Source organism: Rouxiella badensis, from assembly GCF_002093665.1.
GTDB classification, from domain to species: domain Bacteria; phylum Pseudomonadota; class Gammaproteobacteria; order Enterobacterales; family Enterobacteriaceae; genus Rouxiella; species Rouxiella badensis.
Window position 1 is genome coordinate 88,574 of record NZ_MRWE01000008.1, and the last position, 20,475, is coordinate 109,048.

17 protein-coding genes are annotated in these 20,475 nt (G+C 53.5%); 12 read left to right on the forward strand and 5 right to left on the reverse strand.

Annotation, left to right across the window (positions count from 1 at the left end):
* Positions 1-64: 64 nt before the first annotated feature.
* Positions 65-787, forward strand: coding sequence for a sulfite exporter TauE/SafE family protein (locus tag BS640_RS06860; protein WP_081601407.1), 723 nt, complete (start codon positions 65-67; stop codon positions 785-787).
* Here the strand turns inward: BS640_RS06860 and BS640_RS06865 are convergent.
* Positions 782-1,525: an IclR family transcriptional regulator gene (locus BS640_RS06865; protein WP_017492041.1), complete on the reverse strand. Its 744-nt coding sequence runs from the start codon at positions 1,523-1,525 to the stop codon at positions 782-784. The two genes, BS640_RS06860 and BS640_RS06865, sit on opposite strands and share 6 nt — an antisense overlap.
* A 145-nt stretch (positions 1,526-1,670) precedes the next feature.
* Here BS640_RS06865 and BS640_RS06870 point away from each other — a divergent pair, with 145 nt between their 5' ends.
* Entirely contained in the window at positions 1,671-2,834 is a 1,164-nt protein-coding gene (locus tag BS640_RS06870) for an MFS transporter (protein ID WP_017492042.1), read from the forward strand.
* Here BS640_RS06870 and BS640_RS06875 read toward each other — a convergent pair.
* Positions 2,823-3,779 (reverse strand): LysR family transcriptional regulator, encoded by a 957-nt coding sequence (locus BS640_RS06875; RefSeq protein WP_017492043.1) that lies wholly within the window; start codon positions 3,777-3,779, stop codon positions 2,823-2,825. The genes BS640_RS06870 and BS640_RS06875 overlap by 12 nt on opposite strands.
* 97 nt (positions 3,780-3,876) lie before the next feature.
* Here BS640_RS06875 and BS640_RS06880 point away from each other — a divergent pair, with 97 nt between their 5' ends.
* Both BS640_RS06880 and BS640_RS06885 read left to right on the forward strand, forming a co-directional pair.
* The gene (locus tag BS640_RS06880; RefSeq protein WP_017492044.1) at positions 3,877-4,743 is read left to right on the forward strand and encodes an aldo/keto reductase family oxidoreductase; all 867 of its coding nucleotides are present in this window, start codon (positions 3,877-3,879) and stop codon (positions 4,741-4,743) included.
* Positions 4,744-4,841: 98 nt separating this feature from the next.
* Positions 4,842-6,992, forward strand: coding sequence for a beta-glucosidase family protein (locus BS640_RS06885; protein ID WP_084912248.1), 2,151 nt, complete (start codon positions 4,842-4,844; stop codon positions 6,990-6,992).
* Between the two features lie 120 nt (positions 6,993-7,112).
* On the opposite strand, the gene BS640_RS06890 is transcribed toward BS640_RS06885, so the two are convergent.
* Entirely contained in the window at positions 7,113-8,132 is a 1,020-nt protein-coding gene (locus BS640_RS06890; RefSeq protein WP_017492046.1) for a LacI family DNA-binding transcriptional regulator, read from the reverse strand.
* Between the two features lie 537 nt (positions 8,133-8,669).
* Here BS640_RS06890 and BS640_RS06895 point away from each other — a divergent pair.
* The 3 genes from BS640_RS06895 to BS640_RS06905 are packed head-to-tail and all read left to right on the forward strand — an operon-like array spanning position 8,670 to position 12,514.
* Positions 8,670-9,389: a gluconate 2-dehydrogenase subunit 3 family protein gene (locus tag BS640_RS06895; protein WP_084912249.1), complete on the forward strand. Its 720-nt coding sequence runs from the start codon at positions 8,670-8,672 to the stop codon at positions 9,387-9,389.
* Between the two features lie 40 nt (positions 9,390-9,429).
* Complete coding sequence (locus BS640_RS06900; RefSeq protein ID WP_084912250.1) at positions 9,430-11,202, forward strand: GMC family oxidoreductase; 1,773 nt, start codon at positions 9,430-9,432, stop codon at positions 11,200-11,202.
* A gap of 1 nt (position 11,203) precedes the next feature.
* On the forward strand, positions 11,204-12,514 hold the full coding sequence (locus BS640_RS06905; RefSeq protein ID WP_017492049.1) for a c-type cytochrome: 1,311 nt from the start codon (positions 11,204-11,206) through the stop codon (positions 12,512-12,514).
* Positions 12,515-12,615: 101 nt separating this feature from the next.
* On the opposite strand, the gene BS640_RS06910 is transcribed toward BS640_RS06905, so the two are convergent.
* On the reverse strand, positions 12,616-13,437 hold the full coding sequence (locus BS640_RS06910) for a sugar phosphate isomerase/epimerase family protein (RefSeq protein ID WP_017492050.1): 822 nt from the start codon (positions 13,435-13,437) through the stop codon (positions 12,616-12,618).
* Between the two features lie 236 nt (positions 13,438-13,673).
* Between BS640_RS06910 and BS640_RS06915 the strand changes: the two genes are divergently transcribed.
* On the forward strand, positions 13,674-14,702 hold the full coding sequence (locus tag BS640_RS06915; RefSeq protein ID WP_017492051.1) for a Gfo/Idh/MocA family protein: 1,029 nt from the start codon (positions 13,674-13,676) through the stop codon (positions 14,700-14,702).
* Between the two features lie 215 nt (positions 14,703-14,917).
* Here BS640_RS06915 and BS640_RS06920 read toward each other — a convergent pair whose 3' ends face one another.
* Positions 14,918-15,853 carry a LysR family transcriptional regulator gene (locus BS640_RS06920; RefSeq protein ID WP_017492052.1) on the reverse strand — a complete coding sequence of 312 codons (936 nt, stop codon included), beginning with the start codon at positions 15,851-15,853 and terminating at the stop codon, positions 14,918-14,920.
* 96 nt (positions 15,854-15,949) lie between these two features.
* Between BS640_RS06920 and BS640_RS06925 the strand changes: the two genes are divergently transcribed.
* From BS640_RS06925 to BS640_RS06940, 4 genes are all read left to right on the forward strand, one after another.
* On the forward strand, positions 15,950-16,384 hold the full coding sequence (locus BS640_RS06925) for a DMT family transporter (RefSeq protein WP_017492053.1): 435 nt from the start codon (positions 15,950-15,952) through the stop codon (positions 16,382-16,384).
* A gap of 9 nt (positions 16,385-16,393) precedes the next feature.
* A complete protein-coding gene (locus tag BS640_RS06930) occupies positions 16,394-16,885 on the forward strand; it encodes a DMT family transporter (RefSeq protein ID WP_017492054.1) in 492 nt (163 codons plus the stop codon).
* Between the two features lie 172 nt (positions 16,886-17,057).
* The gene (locus BS640_RS06935; protein ID WP_017492055.1) at positions 17,058-18,869 is read left to right on the forward strand and encodes a glycoside hydrolase family 15 protein; all 1,812 of its coding nucleotides are present in this window, start codon (positions 17,058-17,060) and stop codon (positions 18,867-18,869) included.
* Positions 18,870-19,429: 560 nt separating this feature from the next.
* Positions 19,430-20,452: an acyltransferase family protein gene (locus tag BS640_RS06940; RefSeq protein WP_017492056.1), complete on the forward strand. Its 1,023-nt coding sequence runs from the start codon at positions 19,430-19,432 to the stop codon at positions 20,450-20,452.
* Positions 20,453-20,475: the final 23 nt, after the last annotated feature.

The following is a 20,475-nucleotide window of genomic DNA, read 5'->3' on the forward strand; positions in this document are numbered from 1 at the left end:
AGTCTGTGAATTTATTAATCGCTATCATCGCGCTTATCGTATTCAGAAAGGAGCGTATGGCGTGATGTATTTAATCATTGTGATGATAGGAATTGGGGCCGGTGTCATTAGCGGGATAGTAGGGACAGGGGCATCGATTATGCTGCTGCCGTCGCTGGCCTACACTTTTGGGCCAAAGGCGGCAATCCCGATAATGGCAATCGCGGCCATCATGGGAAATATTTCGCGCGTTTATCTCTGGCGCAAGGAGATTAATTTCAAGGCATTTTTTACCTATTCACTTCCCGGTATTCCGGCCGCCGTGCTGGGGGCAAATACGCTGTGGATAATGCCTGCCGCCTTATCGAACGTTTTTATCGGGCTTTTTTTCTTTCTGCTGGTTCCGCTGCGCTTCTGGGCAAGAGCGCGGGCGTTTACGCTCAACCTTTGGCAACTGGCGCTGGCCGGGGCGTTGGTAGGCTACCTTACCGGCGTGGTTTTCTCGACGGGTCCGCTGACTATCCCGATTTTTGCCGCTTACGGGCTGGCAAAAGGCGCGCTGCTCTCGACGGAAGCCGCGGCCTCGTTTGCCATCTATCTGGCTAAAGCCTCAACCTTTGGGGCGCTTGGCGCACTGCCTGCTCCGCTGTTGATAAGCGGCCTGCTGGTGGGGGTGACACTCGTGGCAGGTATGTACATTGGCAAGCGTTTTGTCATTAAAATGTCTGAAAAAACCTTTAATTACCTGATAGATGCCATGCTGATGCTGGCAGGAGGCTCACTGCTGTGGGACGCTCTGGCATCATAGCAGCGAATCAATTTCGGCCTTGCATTTCAGCAGGGCGGCGATGAGTGATGCAGACTCGTCTTCGAAACGCAGCGCTGGTACCGCCAGTGAAATAGCATAAAAATCACTGTGCCCGGTTTTGAAACAGACACCTATGCCGCAGACGCCGCGTGCGTGCTCTTCGATATCCAGCGCATAGCCCCTGCGTTGGGTTTGCGCAATGTCCTCAAGCAGCGCTTCACGCGTGGTCAGGGTCTGTCGGGTCCTGGCCTCAAGATTCAGCGAGACGGCTTTGAGCAGAAACTCGTCGGGCAGCTGCGCCAGGATGGCCTTGCCGAGGGCGGTACAGTGGGCCGGAAATGCTGTGCCAACGGCAGAAACCACCCGCAGCTCTTGATCCGATGCGTATTGATCCACGGAAATTGCATGCAGATTTCGATACACGCTGACGTCGACTGTTTCGCGCGTTCTTCTGCCCAGCGCCTCAACCGCCGGTCTGGCGATAGTCACAAAATCGGTATGCGCAGCGGCAGCCATGCGGGCCAGGGCCGGGCCAAGCTTGATGCCATCGTGAGCATTCTGAACCAGCTGCTGTGCCTCAAGCGCATTCACTAACCGGTGCACCGTCGTGCGCGGCAAATCGGTCTCTCTGGCCAACTGCGCCAGACTCATTCCCACGCGTGATTTTTCCAGCGCCCGCAGCACCTCGGCGGCGCGTGCGATGACCTGTTTGCCATTCTTGTCCGACTCTTCCGACATCCCTGGATCCTTTATTTAAACGGGTGAATAACATCGATCTTCAATGTTGAGACGTTGACATTATCATAAATTGGCCTTAAAAGTGTGACCGTACAGTGGTTATATATTCCGTTTAACGGTCACTATTCATTTTTTAAGGATTAGCATGAAAACTCTGTCCAAAATGGGAGGGTTTACGCTGTTGGCTGTAGCCTGCCTGACCATCATGGTGGGCTGCGTGATTGTTCCGGGGCTGCCCTCGATAGCCCGACAGCTTGGAGTCGAACATGCCTCGGGTTGGCTGGTCACGCTGCCTTCGCTGGGCGTGGTTATCTTCGGGCCTCTTGCCGGACGTATCGCTCATCGCATCGGATTGTATCCTTCGCTGTGTTACGGACTGTTTTTCTATGGTCTTTTCGGCGCTGCGGGGGTATTTATGCACGGCACGGTGGCCGTGTTTGCCGACCGAATTCTGCTTGGAGGGGCGACGGCAATTGTGATGTCGACCGGTACAGGTATTATTTCAGTCTTCTTTCGCGGTGAGCAGAGAATGCAGATGATTGCCCGTCAGGGGATGTCTATCGAGCTTGGCGGCGTGATATTCCTGTTCATTGGCGGTTTGTTGGTAACCGCAGGTTGGCGCTGGCCGTTCTGCCTGTATCTGTTTGCCTGGATCCTGCTGGGGCTGGTCCTGGCCTTTGTGCCGAAAACCCCTGCCCACGGCGTGGCTGAGGAGGAAGGGGAAGCGACGCAAACACAGGCACCCCAGGCGATAAGGTTGACCTATCTGGCTGCGGTATTCTCGATGATTACCTTTTTCACCGCCATCATCCTGCTGCCTCTGCATTTCCATGCGCTGGGGATCACTGAGGCTCAAACAGGGTATTTTCTGTCGTTCGTGTCGCTGGTCGCGGTGTTTGCTGCCTGGCTGATGCCGAAACTGATTAAGCGATTTTCCGACTTTGGCACGCTCTGTGTTGCCTTTGCCTGTTATGGGGTCGCGCACCTGCTGTTTGCCTTTGCGCCTTCAATGCCGCTGTTTATATTGGGTGGGGTCGCGTTAGGCTGCGGATTTGGTTTCTCTATTCCGTTGGTTAATCATCTTATCGTTGAACTTTCAAGCCTGACACAGCGCGCCCACAACCTGGCGCGTCTTTCGATGGCTATCTTTCTCGGGCAGTTTCTCTCGGCGTTTATGGGCTATCTCTCACAGGATACCCGCACCCTATTTCTGGCGGCCGGGGTGTTCGCACTGGGAGTCTGCGGATTTTTTATCAGCCAGAAAAGACGCCTCGAAAACGCGAGAAAACCGCTGCCGTTAAGAGATTGAAGACGTGTTCTGATGATTTTTCCCTGAGAAATTGCTGAGGGAAAGCTGATTTTTCTCCTGAATAAAATCAATGAATGCCCTGAGCGGCGTCGGAGTCAAACGCCGGTCAGGGTAGTAAAGATAGGGGCCTGAAAAGCTGGGCCACCAGGGTTGAAGAAGCGGCTCCAGCTCGCCGTTCTCAAGCGATGGGCGCAGCCATTCCTCAAACAGCTGAATAATGCCACCGCCCGCAATGGCGGTGGCGACCGCCAGGTCAACCGCGGCACCAATGCTAACCACCAATTGCCCACTGGGCTGAATCCGCACTACCTCACCGTCGCGCTCGAACTCCCACTCGGGGATGACGCCGCTCGCAAAACGGCCGCGTATACAGCGATGTTTCAACAGTTCGCTGGGGTGCTCAGGCCGTCCGTGACGTGCAAGATACTGCGGCGAAGCGGCCACGGCAAAACGCTGGCGACGAGCGCCAATGGGCAGGGCGATGACGTCCTGCTCCAGGCATTCGTCATAACGGATACCGGCGTCACAGCCTTCGCGAAAGACGTCCTGCACGTTGCTTTCTGCCACCACTTCCAGCTGAATGTCGGGGTAACGCGCCAAAAACTCGGGCACCAGCGTCGGGAGCACCAGCCGCGCGGCGCTGACCGGCACGTTGAGGCGCAGTGTGCCCGCAGGCGTGTCGCGATAGCGATTGATGATGTCCAGCGCGGCGTCTACTTCGGTCATGGCCGGCATCAGCCTTTCCATCAGCGCTCTACCCACTTCGGTCAGCGCCACGGTGCGCGTGGTGCGATGAAACAGGCGCACCCCCAGCTGCTGCTCGGCCCGTCGAACGGAATCACTCAGCCTTGAAGCGTTGCTGCCGGTAACGCGTGCCGCCTCGCGAAATCCTCCCGCCTTGGCCACCGCGACCACCGCGTGAAGCAGGGCTATATCCAACTGCATTGTCCGCCATCCCGTACAGTTTGTCGTTATTTAGCCTAATAGTTGCACAGTAATAATACCGATACAATTACTGTGTCACTCACTCAGGAGGTGTTTCATGTCTACAGCAACATTGACTTATCAACTCGGCGACCGCCAGGTTCCACGTATGGGCTATGGCGCAATGCAACTGGCCGGGAAAGGCGTATTTGGCCCCCCAGCCGATGAGGCGCGAGCGCTTCAGGTGTTGCGCGATGCCATTGAGTCCGGCGTACGTCACATCGATACCAGCGATTTTTACGGGCCACACATCACTAATCAGCTGATTAAAAAGGCGTTACACCCTTATCCGCACGACCTGTGTATCGTCACTAAAGTGGGGGCGGTGCGCAACAGCAAAGGGGGGTGGCTGCCGGCGTTCAGCGCCGAGGATCTTACCCGCGCCGTCGAGGACAACCTGCGTAATCTGGGGTTGGAGGTGCTGGATGTGGTGAATCTTCGCAGCATGTATGACGTTCATCAACCGGCGGAGGGGACGCTGGATGAACAGCTCGAAGCGCTGGCTGCCCTGCGGGACAAAGGCCTGATTCGTCATATCGGTCTGAGCAACGTCACGGCAAAACAGGTCGTCGATGCACAAAAAATCACCCCGATTGCCTGCGTTCAGAACCTTTACAACCTGGTAAATCGTAAGGATGAAGCATTGATTGACCAGCTTGCGGTGCAGGAGATTGCCTACGTGCCTTTCTTCCCGCTGGGAGGCTTTACGCCTTTGCAAAATAACCGCTTGAATGAGGTTGCTCAGTCGCTTGGGGCAACCTCGATGCAGGTTGCACTCGCCTGGCTGCTACAACGCTCGCCCAATATCCTGCTTATCCCGGGAACCTCTTCTCCGCAGCATTTGCAGGAAAATTTGGCCGCCGCCGAGCTGAAAATTCCAGCAGAAGCCCTGGAAACGCTCAATCAGATTGGCGCAGCGCAATAACACGTTAAGGCGGTTTATGGACCTCGCGATTTGCTAGGGTACTGTTGTTAATGTCTTATCCACGATGGGCATGCAATAGCCTCAACAGGAGATCGCGAGTGAAATACAGTTGGCAGAAAGAAGGCTTAACCGCCGATCAAAAAGCAGAAATTGTACTGAACCAGATGACCGAAGAGGAGAAGTTTGCCTGGCTCTCAGGGCCGATGGCTATCCCGCTTGGCGGTGAGTCTATCCCAGACGGTGCGATAGGTTCTGCTGCCTATTATCCTGCTATTCCCCGCCTGGGTATTCCTGCTATGCAACAGAGCGACGCCAGCCTTGGCGTCAGCGCGCTGGGTAATATTCGCCCGGGCGATAACGCCACGGCGCTGGCTTCTGGACTGCTTCTTGCTTCAACCTTTAATCGCCAAATGGCTGAGGAAACGGGGACTCTGGTGGGCCGCGAGGCATTCGCTAAAGGTTTTAACGTGCAGCTTGCCGGGGGAGCCAACCTGGTGCGCGAGCCGCGAGGAGGGCGGAATTTTGAATATCTCTCCGAAGACCCGCTGTTAACCGGCGTCATGGCCGGACACTCCGTGCGCGGCATTCAGTCGCAGCACGTGGTTTCAACGGTCAAGCATTTTGCCGTTAATGCCCAGGAAACCGGCCGCGTGGTGGTGAGTTCTGACCTCAGCGAGGCCGCACTGCGTGAGTCTGACCTGCTGGCTTTCGAGATTGCCAATGCGATTGGCAAGCCGGGAGCGGTGATGCCCGGTTACAACCTAGTGAATGGCGAATGGGCGTCGGAAAATGAATTTTTATTAAACCAGGTGCTGAAGGGCGATTGGCAGTATCCCGGTTGGGTGATGTCCGATTGGGGAGCGACTCACTCGGCGGCGAAGGCTGCGCTGGCCGGGTTGGACGTACAGTCTGGTGCCAATCTCGACCGGCAGGTTTGGTTCGGGCAGCCGCTGAAGGAGGCGGTCGAGTCAGGTGAGGTTCCGCAAAAACGCATCAATGACATGGTGCGCCGTATTCTGCGCAGCCTTTTCTCGGTGGGTGCAGTCGAAAATCCAGCCACTCGCTACGGCGATATCGATTATATGGCGCACCGGCTTATCGCGCAGCGCGAGGCGGAGCAGGGCATAGTGCTGCTGAAAAATCGGGCACAAACTTTGCCACTGAGAAAAGGCGCTAACAGGCTGCTGGTGGTCGGGGCGCATGCCGACCACGGCGTGCTGTGTGGGGGAGGGTCATCGGCGGTCACGCCGGTCGGCTGCCTGAGCCTGCCGGGTATTGATTTCATGGGGATTAAAACCGAAAAAGTTTATCATCCGTCTTCCCCTCTGTGGGCGATCCGCGCCGAGTCGTACGCTGCTGAGGTGGTTTTTTCCAGCGGTGAAGATATTAGCAAAACCGCGCAACAGGCGCGCGAGGCGGATGCGGTCATTGTATTTGCCGACGAATGGCGATCAGAGGCGCTGGACGCGCAGGGATTGGGGCTTGAAGAGGCCCAGAACCGGCTCATCGAGGCACTGGCCGCGGTGAATGCCCAGACGGTAGTGGTGCTGGAAACCGGCGGACCTGTCACGTTACCCTGGCTCGATGAGGTTGCTGCGGTGTTAGAGGCGTGGTACCCCGGGTCGGGAGGCGGTGAGGCGATTGCCGGTGTGCTGTTTGGTCGCGTTAATCCCTCCGGGCGTCTGCCCGTGACTTTCCCGGCCAGCGAAGCGCAGTTGCCGCATCCTAAACAAGTCAATCCTGAAAGCACCACATCGCTACCCGGAAGCCCGGTAAAGGGAGGGATAATTCACATTGACTATAACGTGGAAGGTTCTGACGTCGGCTATCGTTGGTTTGAGCGCACCGCGCAGAAACCGCTTTTCCCCTTTGGGTTCGGCCTTTCTTATACCACCTTCGAGCTCAGCCATTTAGCGGCTGTCGAAGAGGCATCAGGGGTGATTGATGCCCGTTTAACGGTGACCAATACCGGTCATTGCGCCGGTGCCGAGGTCGTACAGCTCTATATTCAACCGACCGATAAACGCTACGCTGCGCGTCTTGTCGCCTTCGAACGCGTTCATCTCGAGCCGGGAGAAAGCCGCGAGATAGCGCTTCAGCTTGAGTCTAAGGCCATTGCCAACTGGCACAGTGAAGAGCAAAAATGGGTTATTGCGCAGCAAACCTACCGCCTGTACGCCGCCAGAAACGCGGAAGAGTTTGTGCTGTATTGTGATCTCCCTCTTCAGGGACGCAGTTTCGGCTATTAAACGTATTGGCACCCAGGGACGGGTGCCAAAATTATTTTGTCATCAAGTTAGGGTAAAACGCCTTCGTCTGCCAGCAACCCGTTACAGGGCGGCCCAGGAAGCTTGACGTTTTCTCAAAGCCTAATCGACGTTCTCTGCGGTCATAATCTTGAATTCAACCTTGCCGTCTGAATAGGTGTCCGGCAGTAAGCCTTCTTCCAGTCCCTGTAGCAGCAGACTTAAACCAAGCTGAGCGTGCTGCCGGGCGTTCTGGTCCAGCGTGAAGGACAAAATATTCTCTTCGAGCAAACGCCGCGTGAGGTCATAGAGCTCGTGAGTAATATACAGGCATTTCCCCTGCAATTTGTGTCTTGCCAGCGCCTCGCTCACCTCGGCGTTGACGTCACCGGTGTTATAGATACCGACAATATTTTTAGACTGCGCCAGCGTCTGTTCAAGCAGCCGACGCAGAGTCTCGGGATGGTCCTGTCCGGCCAGGACTTCGGTGAGTCGAATGTGCGGCGCCCTGTGCTGCAAAACTTCCTTGAAGCCTTCGATACGCTGGCGGTGAGCGCTAAAATCGACGCGTCCGCTGACCATCATGACTTCTCCGGGCTGATGAAGCATCTTGGCCATCAATAATCCCGCTGTGCGCCCGGCCTGAAGTTGATTAATTCCCACATGGCACAGGCGCTGTGATTCGGGCAGATCGGTGACCAGCGTAATAACCGGCAAACCTTTATTCTTGCAATGCTCGAGCGCCTTATAAACGGCGGGATGATTTTGGGCAAAAATAATCAAACCATTTCTTTTATGGCTCGAGGTAATAATATGCTGAGCCAACTTCTCTGGCTGCGATTCAGAAATAAGCGTTCGGTGTAATGTGAGGCGTTGATAGCCCAGAGCATTGGCGACCTCTCTAAAATCCACGGCCAGCTTCTTAAAAAAATAAGTATCATTTGAACTTAAGATAACTTCTATTTGCCAGGGACTTCTTCGTTCTTCGGGTAGCGTGCGGTTTAATCCTGCCTCTTTTGCGGCTTTTAAAACTTTGCGTGTTGTTTCTGGAGAGACGCCACCGCGTTCATTTAATACTCTGTCTACTGTCGCTATACCAACGCCGGCCATTTTTGCCAGCGTTTCGAGGGTAAGCTTTTTCATACCGGCTTCCTTGAGAGAAGAGACAACCTTTTAGCGCAGTTTAACCCGCGAGCGGTGTTTGGCAACACGGTTGTCGCGCCATCAGCATGTTTTTTTATCTGGAACGCTAAGTGAACAGCAAGCGCATTTTATGTTGTAAAATTGTTTATAAATGATGGGAAACCATCAAACCAAAAGTACCACCACTCTTCAAATGGGTTTACTATTCGCCCGATTACATTTGTTTTGTGAATCAATATAGTAAAAGTATTCCGCTAAAGATATGAGTGCAGGGCTTAACAACAGGATTATATTCAAAACGACGTAAATTAATCAGTGCTAAGCAATAATAAATACCTCAAAGCGTTTATTTAAAAATGCTCGGATTCCCATTGCTTAAAACTTGACGATTAATGAGAAGCATAATCATTTACTAATGGGTTCGGTTTTTCTGTCATGTCTCTATATCAAGAATAGCCATTCTCTTTTTATTCCTAAGTGTCGTTTTTATTACTCTCTGGACAGTGCAGTAATAACTTATTTGAGCAGGGGAAATTCATGAAACGCAGAGAATTTTTATCGTCTATTGCCGTTTTGGGCGTGACGTCAACGATTCCGTTGGCCAGTGCGCAGGAAGTCAAAGGCGGTCAACCGTGGGAACCGGGCAAGGTAGACACCCGACCTCTCGCTCAGCCACGGAAAGGGGGGTTGCAGTATCTTACGCAGCACGAGTTCGATACCGTCGGTGCGATTGCCGAACGCTTTATCCCGGCCGACGAGATGAGCATTAGCGGCAAAGAGGCCGGTTGCGCCATTTTCGTTGACCGCCAACTTGCCGGGGATTTTGGTCAGGCAAGCAGCACCTACCGCCTTGGCCGTTTCGTCAAGGGCACGCCGGAACAGGGGCCGCAAGAGGCGAAAACGCCAGCGGAACGTTATCGCGTCGGCCTGGCTGCGCTGGACAAGACCCTCCAAAAACAGTTTGGCAAGAATTTCGTCGACCTGAGCGGTGACCAGCAGGACCAGATATTGCACGCAATGGAAGCAGGCAAGCTCGATTTGGGACCAGATGTGGAAACCAAAGTTTTCTTCGAACTTTTATTGCAGAACGTGCGCGAAGGCTTTTTATCCGACCCGATTTACGGCGGAAACAAAGATATGGCGAGCTGGAAAATGATTGGTTTCCCAGGTGCGCGCTATGACTTCCGCGATCTGCTGAGCAAGAAAGGTCAGAAGTTAAACATTATTCCAACCAGCCTGATTGATAACACTCTTTAAGCTGGAATTCTGAAGCGATTGAGCAACAACGAGTCCTAATATGAAAAATATCCGTCCAAAAGCTGACGTTGTCGTCGTCGGACTGGGCTGGTGTGGGTCCCTGATAGCCGAAGAGCTGACCCGCGCAGGCCTTAACGTGGTCGCCGTTGAGCGTGGCCCATGGTTTGAAACCGCCACCGATTTCCCACCTTCCATTGATACCGATGAGCTGCGCTGGGATACCCGCCGCAGCATGCTGCTCCCGCCTGCCGTTGAAACCACAACCTTTCGTAACAACAGCACCCAAAAAGCGCTGCCTTCCCGCGACTGGAACCTGAACGAGATGGGTTACAACGTGGGCGGTTCTGGCACGCACTGGGCGGGCATGGCCTGGCGCTTCACGCCGTTTGACCTTCAACCCTACACGCAAACGGTTCAGCGTTACGGTAAACAACAGATAGTCAAAGGGCTTATCCTGCAGGACTGGGGGGTGACTTATGAAGAGCTGGAGCCTTTCTATGACCGTTTTGAAAAAATTGCCGGTGTTTCCGGTAAAGCGGGCAAGCTCAACGGTAAGGTTATCGAAGACGGTAACCCGTTTGAAGGCAACCGCAGCAGCGAATATCCGCTGCCGCCGCTTGAAGGCATGCGCCTGACCGACCTGTTCCGCGATGCGGCCAAGTCACTCGGGCAGCATCCGTTTATGGTTCCGGCGGGGCAGGCTTCCAAAGCCTACGTTAACCCGCTTGGCGTGCGCATGGGTCCTTGCACCTACTGCGGTTACTGCCTTTATTACGGCTGCGGCAACTTCTCCAAATCTAGCCCGAACGCCTGCGTGGTGCCGGCCCTGATGCAGCGCGAAAACTTTACCGTGCTGACCGAGTCTGCCGTCACCCGCATCAATAAGGCTGAAGACGGTAAAACCGTGACCGGCGTGACCTACATCGATCGCAACGGTCAGGAGTGGGAACAACCTGCCGATATCGTCGTGCTTTCTGCCTTCCAGATGCAAAACGTGCGTATGCTGCTGCTTTCCAAAATCGGCAAACCTTACGATCCGGTGACCAAAACCGGCGTCGTCGGCCGCGCCTACAGTTTCCAGACCGTTTCTGGCGCTAACCTGTTCTTTGAAGACGAATACCTCAATCAGTTTATCGGGGCCGGGGCGCTCTCGCAGCAGGTTGACGACTGGAACGGCGATAACTTCGACCATACCGGAAAAGGCTTCATCGGCGGGGCAGGTATTTTGGTGGTTGCCCGCGGCGCTCGGCCAATCGGTAACGCCGATGCACTGCCTCCGGGTACGCCACGCTGGGGTAAAGACTGGAAGAAAGCCTACACCCACGCCTTCCAGAACGGGACCTTCATCTTTGGGCAGGGCACCAGCTACTCGCACGAAGATTACTATCTCGATCTCGACCCAGAGTACAAAGACGCCAACGGCAATCCGCTGCTGCGCGTGACCTACGACTACAACGAGAACGATCGCCGTTCTGCCAAGTTCGTTGAGGACAGAAGCGTCGAGATAGGCAAGGCGATGGGCGCGAAACTGGTCATCGGGACCAACGCCACCAACACCTCCTATTCGCCATACAGTTTTGCCAGTGACCACACCATTGGGGGGGCAGTCATGGGTGAAGACCCAAAAACCAGCGTGCTCAACCGTTATCAACAAAGCTGGGATGCCCATAACCTCTTCGTATTGGGCGCATCGTCGTTCCCGAACAACGCCGGGTACAACCCGACCGGAACGATTGGTGCACTGAGTCTGTGGACGGCGAAAGCCATCATCGAACAGTATCTGAAAAACCCTGGTCCATTGGTAAAGGTATGATATGAAAAAGATTAAAGTAGTCGGCGGCGTCGTCGTCATCGCCGCCGTTGTGGCGGGCGTTTTACTGTATCAAAATGGCAGCACGGCGGCGGACAACGTCGCCGACAACAAGACCCAGATGAAGCAGCCGTTAACCGCTGCCGATGCAGCCGCGATTAGCCGTGGCCGTTATGTCGCGGTCGCCGGCGACTGTGTGGCCTGTCATACCGCGCCTGGCAGCAAAGAGGCCTTTGCGGGCGGCTATTCAATAAGCACACCGTTTGGCGGCATTTTTGCCAGCAACATTACTCCGGACGCAGAGACCGGTATCGGTAACTGGACCGAGCGCGAGTTTTACCGTGCCGTGAGACACGGCAAGGGTATCGACGGAGAAAATCTTTATCCGGCAATGCCTTATAATGCCTACGTCAAGGTCAGCGATGAGGATATGCACGACCTGTGGATGTATATGCGTTCGGTGAAACCGGTAAACAACAAGGTGCCGGAAACCCAACTGCCGTTCCCGTACAACATCCGCATGGCGATGATGGGCTGGAATCTGCTGTTCTTCAAAAACGAAGGCTTCAAGCCGGATATGTCGAAGTCGGCCGAGTACAATCGCGGTGCGTATTTGGTCGAAGGTCTTGAGCACTGTGCGGCCTGTCATACGCCGAAAAATATCATCGGCGGGGATACCGGAGCTTATTTGCAGGGCAGCAATCTCGGCGAGTGGTATGCGCCAGAGATCACCAGCAATACGTATACCGGTATTGGTAACTGGTCGGAAGATCAGGTGGTGCAGTATCTGAAATTGGGCAGCAACCATGTTGCTGTGGCATCGGGCCCAATGGCCGAGGCCGTGACCAACTCCACCCAGCACCTGACTGACGCCGACTTGCACGCCATCGCCAGCTATATCAAGGCTCAGCCGGGTTCGGACAACAAAAAACCGACCCCACTGGCGGCGGATAATGCGCAGATGAAGATCGGTGCTAATGTGTATGAGGCCAACTGTTCGGCCTGTCACAACAGCAATGGGCAAGGCATATCGCATCTTGCGGCGGGACTGGCCAATAACCCGGCCATCATGTCGCCTGACGCCTCGTCTATCTTGACCACTGTCTTGCAGGGCGGTCGTGGCGCAGTGACCGAGGGCAATCCAACCAGCGGTGCAATGCCAAGTTTTGCGTGGAAACTGTCTGACGAGCAGACCGCGGCAGTGGCGACCTATATTCGCAACTCATGGGGCAATGCGGCGTCGGCTGTGCCTGCCAGCGAGGCAAGCAAGACTCGTCAACTGCTGAAACTGCAACCGCAGCTGCAGATGAAATAAGCCTCTAAAGTCGATGACCCAGATTACGCCACGTTGGGCAATCTGGGTCATCGATGAAATGTTCCTGCCGATTTAACCTGATATCGTTGAACGAACCTGGCTTAGCCGGTATAGCGGGTCATGTTCTCGCGGCATTCCGTCGCAATCTCATACAGGTCATATTCCCAGCGGTTTGGGCTAAACAGCTCGGCCGACCATAGCCCGTCATATCCGGTCGCTTTCACTGCATCAGTCCAGGCCTGAATATCAATTTCCCCTTCGCCCGGCATGTAATTGCGCAGCACCATCTGGTCCCAGGCTTCGCCGGGTTTAGGCAGGCGGCCGTCGCAGAAATGGACGCCGTAGATCAGGTTTTTATCAAGACGCGCGATATCTTCAGGCTTGGATCCGGAGGCATAAAGATGCCAGAAGTCGATGACCATACCGACGTTATCGCGGCCAACGCGACGAATGACCTCAAGCCCTTGTTCAAGAGTGCGGAATTTGGTGAAAGCAATGACCTCAATCTGATAGCGAACGCCGTACTCCTGGCCAATTTTGGCAATGGCATCGACGTTCTCAGTGATGATGTCCATCACCGTCTCATCGGGTTTATCGTCAATGCCGTCCAGCGCCAGAATCTGCACCGTCGGGCACTCGAGCTCGGCTGCCGCACGAGTCAGTCGGGTCGCCTCCTTGAGCATGGTCTGCTTGGCCTCGCCCTGATAACGTTCGATTTCCAGCAACGCATTAACGCAGCCGACCGACAGGCCATAACTGTCAGATATCTTCTTGAGTTTTTGCGTGGTGCCGCCGTTATCGAGATAACGCACCAGCTTACTGCTGAGCAGTTCAAGGCTGTCGTAACCGGTCTCTTTGGCAATTCGAGCGTCGGTCACAATGTTGCAATAATGGGTTGAGATTCCGTGTAGGGCTTTTTGCATCGGGTACTCCTTGTCTCTTTATGATTATGTTTAGAAGTAATGGGGTACAAAGCTCGAAATGGCCATTTAATCGCTACCATGCTAATCTTTTAGAATAAAAGTTTCAATTTTATATAAATGGAATTTTTGATTGTTTCGCATCAAATTCTCGCTAGCCCTGCACGCAGTTGTTGAATATCTTCACAATACGGACCCGAGTATTTGTAATTTTCGAGAGATCAATAAAAGGAACAACGATGAAATTTCATTACACACTGCCCGCCGCCAGAACCCCGGAAGGGCGCAGCGCGCCGGCGTTACGTTGGGGAATCGTCGGACCGGGCTGGGTGGCGCAGCGTTTCGTTGCAGCGCTGCAAAAAAATACCCGCCAGATTGCCTACGCCGTGGCCGGTAGTGCGTTATCCAAGGCACGGGCCTTTGGCCAGCAGTTTTCAATTCCCCATGCCTACGGCTCCATCGACGAGCTGGTCAGGGATAACAACGTGGACGTGGTCTACGTGGCAACGCCTCACCCAACGCATTATGCCTGCGCGCTCAAGGCGATTCAGGCCGGTAAACATGTGCTGGTCGAAAAGCCGCTGGCGATAAATGCCGAGCAGGTGCGGGGATTACAGGAGGCGGCGCGAGAGCATAAGGTCTTTTTGATGGAGGCGATGTGGACCGCATTTCTGCCAAAGTTTGATGTGCTACAGCAGGTGATTGATCAGGGCGCGATTGGTGAGATTCGTACCATTATTGCCGATCACGGTGAATATTTTGAGCAGAGCCACCGCATTATGCGTCCTGAACTGGCGGGCGGAACGCTGATGGACCTCGGCTCGTATCCGGTTGCGCTGGCGACCAAATTTCTGGGTGCGCCGGAGCAGGTGCTGGCGTCTGGACAGACCGCACCGACTGGGGTTAATGGGCAGGCGTCTATCGTCCTCAAACATAAGAACGGCAACCAGTCCTCTCTTCACACCACGCTGTTTAGCCATACGCCCGGTACTGCGGTGATCGCCGGTACCGAAGGCTATATTTTTCTCGAAGGCATGTTCTATGCGCCGGGAAACTTCCACATTTTCAACAACGATAAGCAGAAAATCAGCTATGAAGAGCCGCGTTTTTCTTACGACCAGCTTTATCATCAGGCGGCGCATCTGGCCTTTTGTGTTGCGGATGGGCTGACTGAGTCGCCGATTCGCCCACTGGCTGACTCATTGCTCACGCTGCAAACGCTCGATGAAGTACGCCGTGAATTGGGCATTGTATTCAACGATATTTAAGGGGTTTTCACCGGCCCGTTAAGGCTCAAAGGTCAATCACCCGGCGATGCGTCAGATTTCGTGAACAGCGCAGGGCAATCTGCTGCTCATGCGCCGCTTTCTCGGCCTGCTCGACGTATTCGAAGACGTACGCAGTAAAAAACTCTGTTTAATACCGTTGAAGGGGCCGTCAGACCGATCACTTTGGCGGATTACCCCCCGGGCAGGCTACCCGCTCAATCAAACTGCCAGTAAAGCGGCGTACCGTAGACCTCGACAAAGTAGTCAATCACCGTTCTGACGTTGAGTGGGGGATGGCGTGTATTGGGGTAAATGGCAGCGATGTGCTGAGGTTCGGTTTTTATCGCCGCCTCATAGTCCGTCAATAGCCTGATAAGCTCGCCTTTCTTGATGCTGTCACCGATCAGCCAGTCGGGGAACAGCACCAGCCCCATCCCGTCGAGCGCGGCGGTGAGCAGCGACTCGGCGTTGTTGGAGGTCAGCACCGCCGAAATGGGGTAGTGAGTCCAGTCGTCTTCTGGCTTTCGAAACAGCCAGCGGTTAGGGCCGGTCGAACCGCTGTACACCAGACACTTATGCTGGCTGAACTCGGCGGGCGTAGCCGGTTTTCCAAACTGGCTAAGGTAGGCGGGAGACGCCGCCAGATGGTAACGCTGAGTGCCAAATACGCGGGCGTGAAACGAGGAGTCCGTCAGCGTGCCAATCCTGAACAAAACGTCCGTGGCGTCACGATGGGGATCGATATAATCGTCGGTTTGCGTTAGCTCAATCGATAACCGGGGGTAGCGGCTCGATAATTCGGTCAACCAGGGCGCGATGTGGCGCTGTCCAAAAAATACCGGCGCATTGATTCTGACCAGGCCTGCCGGTTCAAGCGCTCGATCGAGCAACTCGCGGCGCGCTTCATTAAGCTGCTCGGTCATGGTGCGTGCATACTCCACGAACAAACGACCCGCTTCGGTGGGGATTACCGCGCGCGTGTTGCGATAGAACAGCTGCTGCCCGAGCGTGTCTTCTAACTGATGAATCACCCGTGACACCATTGAGGCCGATACCCCTTCACGCCGCGCCACTACTGAAAAACTTTGTGCATCAAAGACGCCAATAAAGAACAGCAGTGTTCTGAAATTAATCGCGCTCGGGTCGTACATTATCTCATTCCCTGCAAAAGTGTTTCTTGGATTATACCGTTTTTCGCCATCAACCGCTGCTATATGATCGTCGCCTACATCACTGGAGACTGTTTTATGCAGCTTTTATTAATATTGCTCGTCGTCGTTGGCGGGATGGGGTTATCCGTTGAGGCCGGTTTACTGGGGCCATTGGGGGGAGAAGTCGGTGATTTATGGGCCACTTTCAGTATTTTCGGCGTCGGTGCCGCGCTGACGTTTCTGTTGATGCTGTTTTTCAGCCCGCGCAACAGTCCCTCGTTTTTTGCTCAACCCGGTTGGCAGCTGATTGGCGGTATTTTGGGGCCGATGTATGTGGTTATCCTCACCGTTGCCGTACCGAGCATTGGTATTGCACTGACCATGATCGGTATTCTCGCGGGGCAGGTCTTTAAAAGCCTGATCATCGACCACTACGGGCTGTTTGGCACCGCGCACCGAAAAATCGACAACAAACGTATCATCGCGCTGATATTTATTATTGCCGCACTGGTCCTCGTGGCTAAAGGTTAAGGTGAAAAAATGACGTTTCTATTTATTTTGCTGGCGGTTGCCGGTGGTGCATTCCTGAGCATTCAGGCGGCGGTAAACGGTCAGCTGGGCAGTAAAGTCGGCGTGTTTCGCTGTGCGTTTCTGACTTTCTCTCTTGGTGCACTGGTGACCGCCTTACTGATCTTTTTCTTTGAACCTAAACATGCGGTCACTCTGCTGGACGTGCCGAAATGGCAGCTGATGGGCGCGCTTTGCGGCGTCCCTTATATCGTTATTATGGTGCTTGCCGTGCAGCGTATTGGCGCGGCAGTGGCAACGGTGGCCGTTATTTTCGGTCAGTTGGCGATGAGCATGCTTATCGACAACTTCGGCTGGCTGGGGAATCAGACCATTCACTTTTCGGCCACGCGTCTGGGAGCCGTAGTCTGTCTGGCTATCGCGCTGTACTTTATCTATTCAAGCAACAAGAGCCAGGCGAAGGTTGCCGCTCAGGCCGAGGAAGGCGTCTCCGTTCAGGACTAAATTCTTTCAATTTCAGCCATACCGCGAGCCGCCTTTATGGGCGGCTCTTTGCTGCTTGCAGTAAATTTTCACTCAGCTGCTAGGCTTAAATAACGGAGGGAAAGGGTTTCCCTATTTGTTTAACGCAGAGCCAGCTGTTGCATGACTGGCTGAAAGACAGAGGGAAAACCGTTTGAAGAATCAAGATTATCCTGGGGAATTTCGCGACGAAGAGGGATTTTGTGATATCGGCGACTATGCCGCCGTAGGCGAAGGCAGAACGGTATCGCTGCTGTCTCCCGACGGCTCTGCCGACTGGTGGTGTGTGCCGGATCTGGACTCACCTCCCTTATTTGACCGACTGCTCGACGCCGAAAGAGGGGGATATTTTCAGTTGCTTCCCGCAGAGCCTTACCGCATGACCCGTCAGTATCGCGAGAATAGCAACGTGCTTGAAACGCTATACGAAACGGCGAAAGGACGGGTCAAGGTCACCGAGTCTATCAACAGCACGCTGGCCGGGTGTCTGCCGTGGAACGAGTTCGCTCGACGTATCGAGGGGCTCGAAGGCACGGTTTCGATGGCGTTGACGCTGCGTATCGGTACCGCATCTGACACCCGCACGCCGTGGCAACATGAAACGCCAGAGGGCACGGCCTGGCACGTGGGTAACCTGCTGCTGATGCTGCGTACTCAGGAAAATATCAAGTTTTCCTCATGCGCAGACGATGGTGCAGAGGCGACATTTCCGGTAAAGGCCGGTGAACGAACGCTGGCTGCGCTGCTGGTGACCGAAAATAAACCCTTGGCGGTACCTTCGCTCAAACGAATCGACAAGCATATTGAGACCAGCGATATCGCCTGGCGTGACTGGGTGGATTCTCTTGACTACAAAGGGAAATATAAGCCCCAGGTTATTCGTTCTGCGCTGGCCTTGAAGTTTCTGTGGCACTCGCCCACCGGTGCGCTCGCGGCGGCGGCGACGACCAGCCTGCCGGAGGGCAAGGGCAGCGGTAAAAACTATGACTATCGTTACGCCTGGGTGCGCGACGCCTGCATGATTATTCGCTCGTTCCTCTATATCGGCGCGCTCGACGACTGTCAGGCAGCCTTCTCCTGGCTCACGGACGCGCTGTACGACAGCGGCTGTGAGATGCATACCTGTTTTACGCTGAACGGCGAGCCGGTCCCGGAAGAGGTGATGATCCCGGTTCAGGGATATCGCGGTGAGCAGCCGGTACGCCACGGCAATAACGCCGCCAGCCAGCTACAGCTCAGCAACTATGGCGACGTCCTGGATACTGCGGTGCTGTTTACCCAGGCAGGGCACGTGCTGGATCTCAAAACCTCTCGGCTGCTCGGTCAGATGGCCAACCTTTGTGCCGACACCTGGCGTCAGGAGGATTCGGGCATCTGGGAATTGCAGGAGTCGCACCATTACACCCACTCGAAAATGGCCTCTTGGCTTGCTCTTCATCAGGCGGTGCATCTGGCTAAGGGCGAGCACATCGAGCCGACGTGGGTTGGGCGCTGGGAGCGCGAGCGCGACAGGATACGAGACTGGATAGAAGAGAACTGCTGGTCAGAGGAACGGCAGAGCTATACCTTCTGGGCCGGTAGCAACGATCTCGACGCCGCCGTCGGCCTGATGCACCAGTACGGCAAAGAGGTTTCGCCGAAGAGAATGCTCAGCACGTTGAGGGCGATTCAGCAGGAACTCGGCACCGACGGAAACCTGCTTTATCGCTATTCCGGCGTTGAGAAGGAGGAGAATACCTTTATCGCCTGCGGCTTCTGGCTGGCGTCATCGCTGGCGGTGCTCGGCCATCAGAAGGAAGCAGAAGAGAACTTGCAATCGCTTCTGGAGATCCTCGGCGGTGGCAAAAATGCCGGTATCATGAGCGAAATGTATGATGTACGGACTAAAAAATGCTACGGCAACCTGCCGCAGGGGCTAAGCCATCTGTCGGTTATCTGTGCTGCACACATCATTACTGAAGGTTAAAATTCGCGAGCTGGGGCCGAGTTGCCCCAGCCGTTACCTTTCGCTGGCTGTTCCTTTCAACCTAAAATGATATCAGTCTATTTTTTAACCCCATTATCATCAAGCTTATAGGGTTTTCAGCCTTTTGGTACTTATCATGAGACACACTCTTTAATGAGAATGCGTCTAGATTAAGGCTTAACTTTTTGGCTTTATGCCGAGGACTCGACTTTCATTATCTCGAAATGGACATTTTGACGAGAAGAGCTGTATACAGGGCACTCCAGCGCTTATCAATTCGATGAAATGCAGGTTGCACCGCTGGGGGCGCATTTAACCGGGCAGTGCACCAATTTCTTAGCCGTCAACTTTGAACCCTATAGCGCTTAATAGTAAAGATTTCTCATTATAAATTGGGTCAATTTTTCTGAAAAATCAATTTGTTTAGCCTCTATTCACTCTGGCCGCTTGAAGTATTTTAAAAGTGGCTTAGGATAGCACTTTACGATTTCTTTACCAAAAGCTTACGATATGGAGGCTAAATCTCCAGGCTTTTGGTTAAGCTGATTTAACGGAGATTTATGCAAACAAAACAGGGACCCGCCCATAACAACTGTTTCGATATTATCCGACACCTCGCTGCAATCATGGTTATTTACAGTCATCATTTTGCATTAAGTGGTCAGGACGAGCCGACTTTTTTAGGCTCGGGAACTTTAGGTTCTCTTGCTGTCTTTATATTTTTTTCAATATCTGGCTATTTAATTACGCAAAGTTATGAAAGGCGAAAATCTAATTTTGATTACGCTAAAAAAAGATTTTTAAGGATTTATCCAGGCCTGGCCGTTTGCCTGATATTTACCTTATATTTATGTTGCGGTCTTTTTGGTAAAGCTGGGTGGGCGGAATGGGCACTCTCTCTGGAACCTGTTAAGACGTTCATTAGGGTTATGGTCATAACGGGGGTTGGCGTTGTTGGCGTCATGCCCAGTGATATCAATGACTTTACCTCGGGTTATTTACTCAGCAATACCATGAACGGAAGTCTATGGACCTTGTTTTTTGAAGTGTTCGATTACATCGTGATTGCGTTATTTTTGACCGTTTTCAAAAATAAGAATCTGGCGGCTTTTATTCCGCTTATTTTATCGGCAATTATACAGGTAATTTGTGTTAAGAAAGGCATTACCCACCTGGCGATAATAGGGACAAGTTTATTCACTGTGCCTTTTTGTGTTGGAGCACTGTTATATATTAATAGGGACAGGTGGATTAACAATCTTCATCTAAAAGTCCTGATGCTGACAGCAGGCCTGTTGGTTATCTATTTCGCTTCCTGCGGCGGGCTTCTCACCAATGTGTTAGGGCCGATAGCCATTTGTGTAATGACAATTGTGATCGGGGTCTCAATTAAAGATCAATTGATAAAGGGAAGGTTTGACTTTTCATTCGGTATCTATATTTATGCATTTCCTGTGCAGCAGATAGTTATTAATGAAATGGGCATCCCTTTTTACGCCTCAATGATTTTATCTTTATTAATTACTTTCGTACTGGCGTCATTATCCTGGTTTCTGGTTGAGAAACCGATGATAAAAAGATAATGCATAGATAAAAGGGCGGTCCG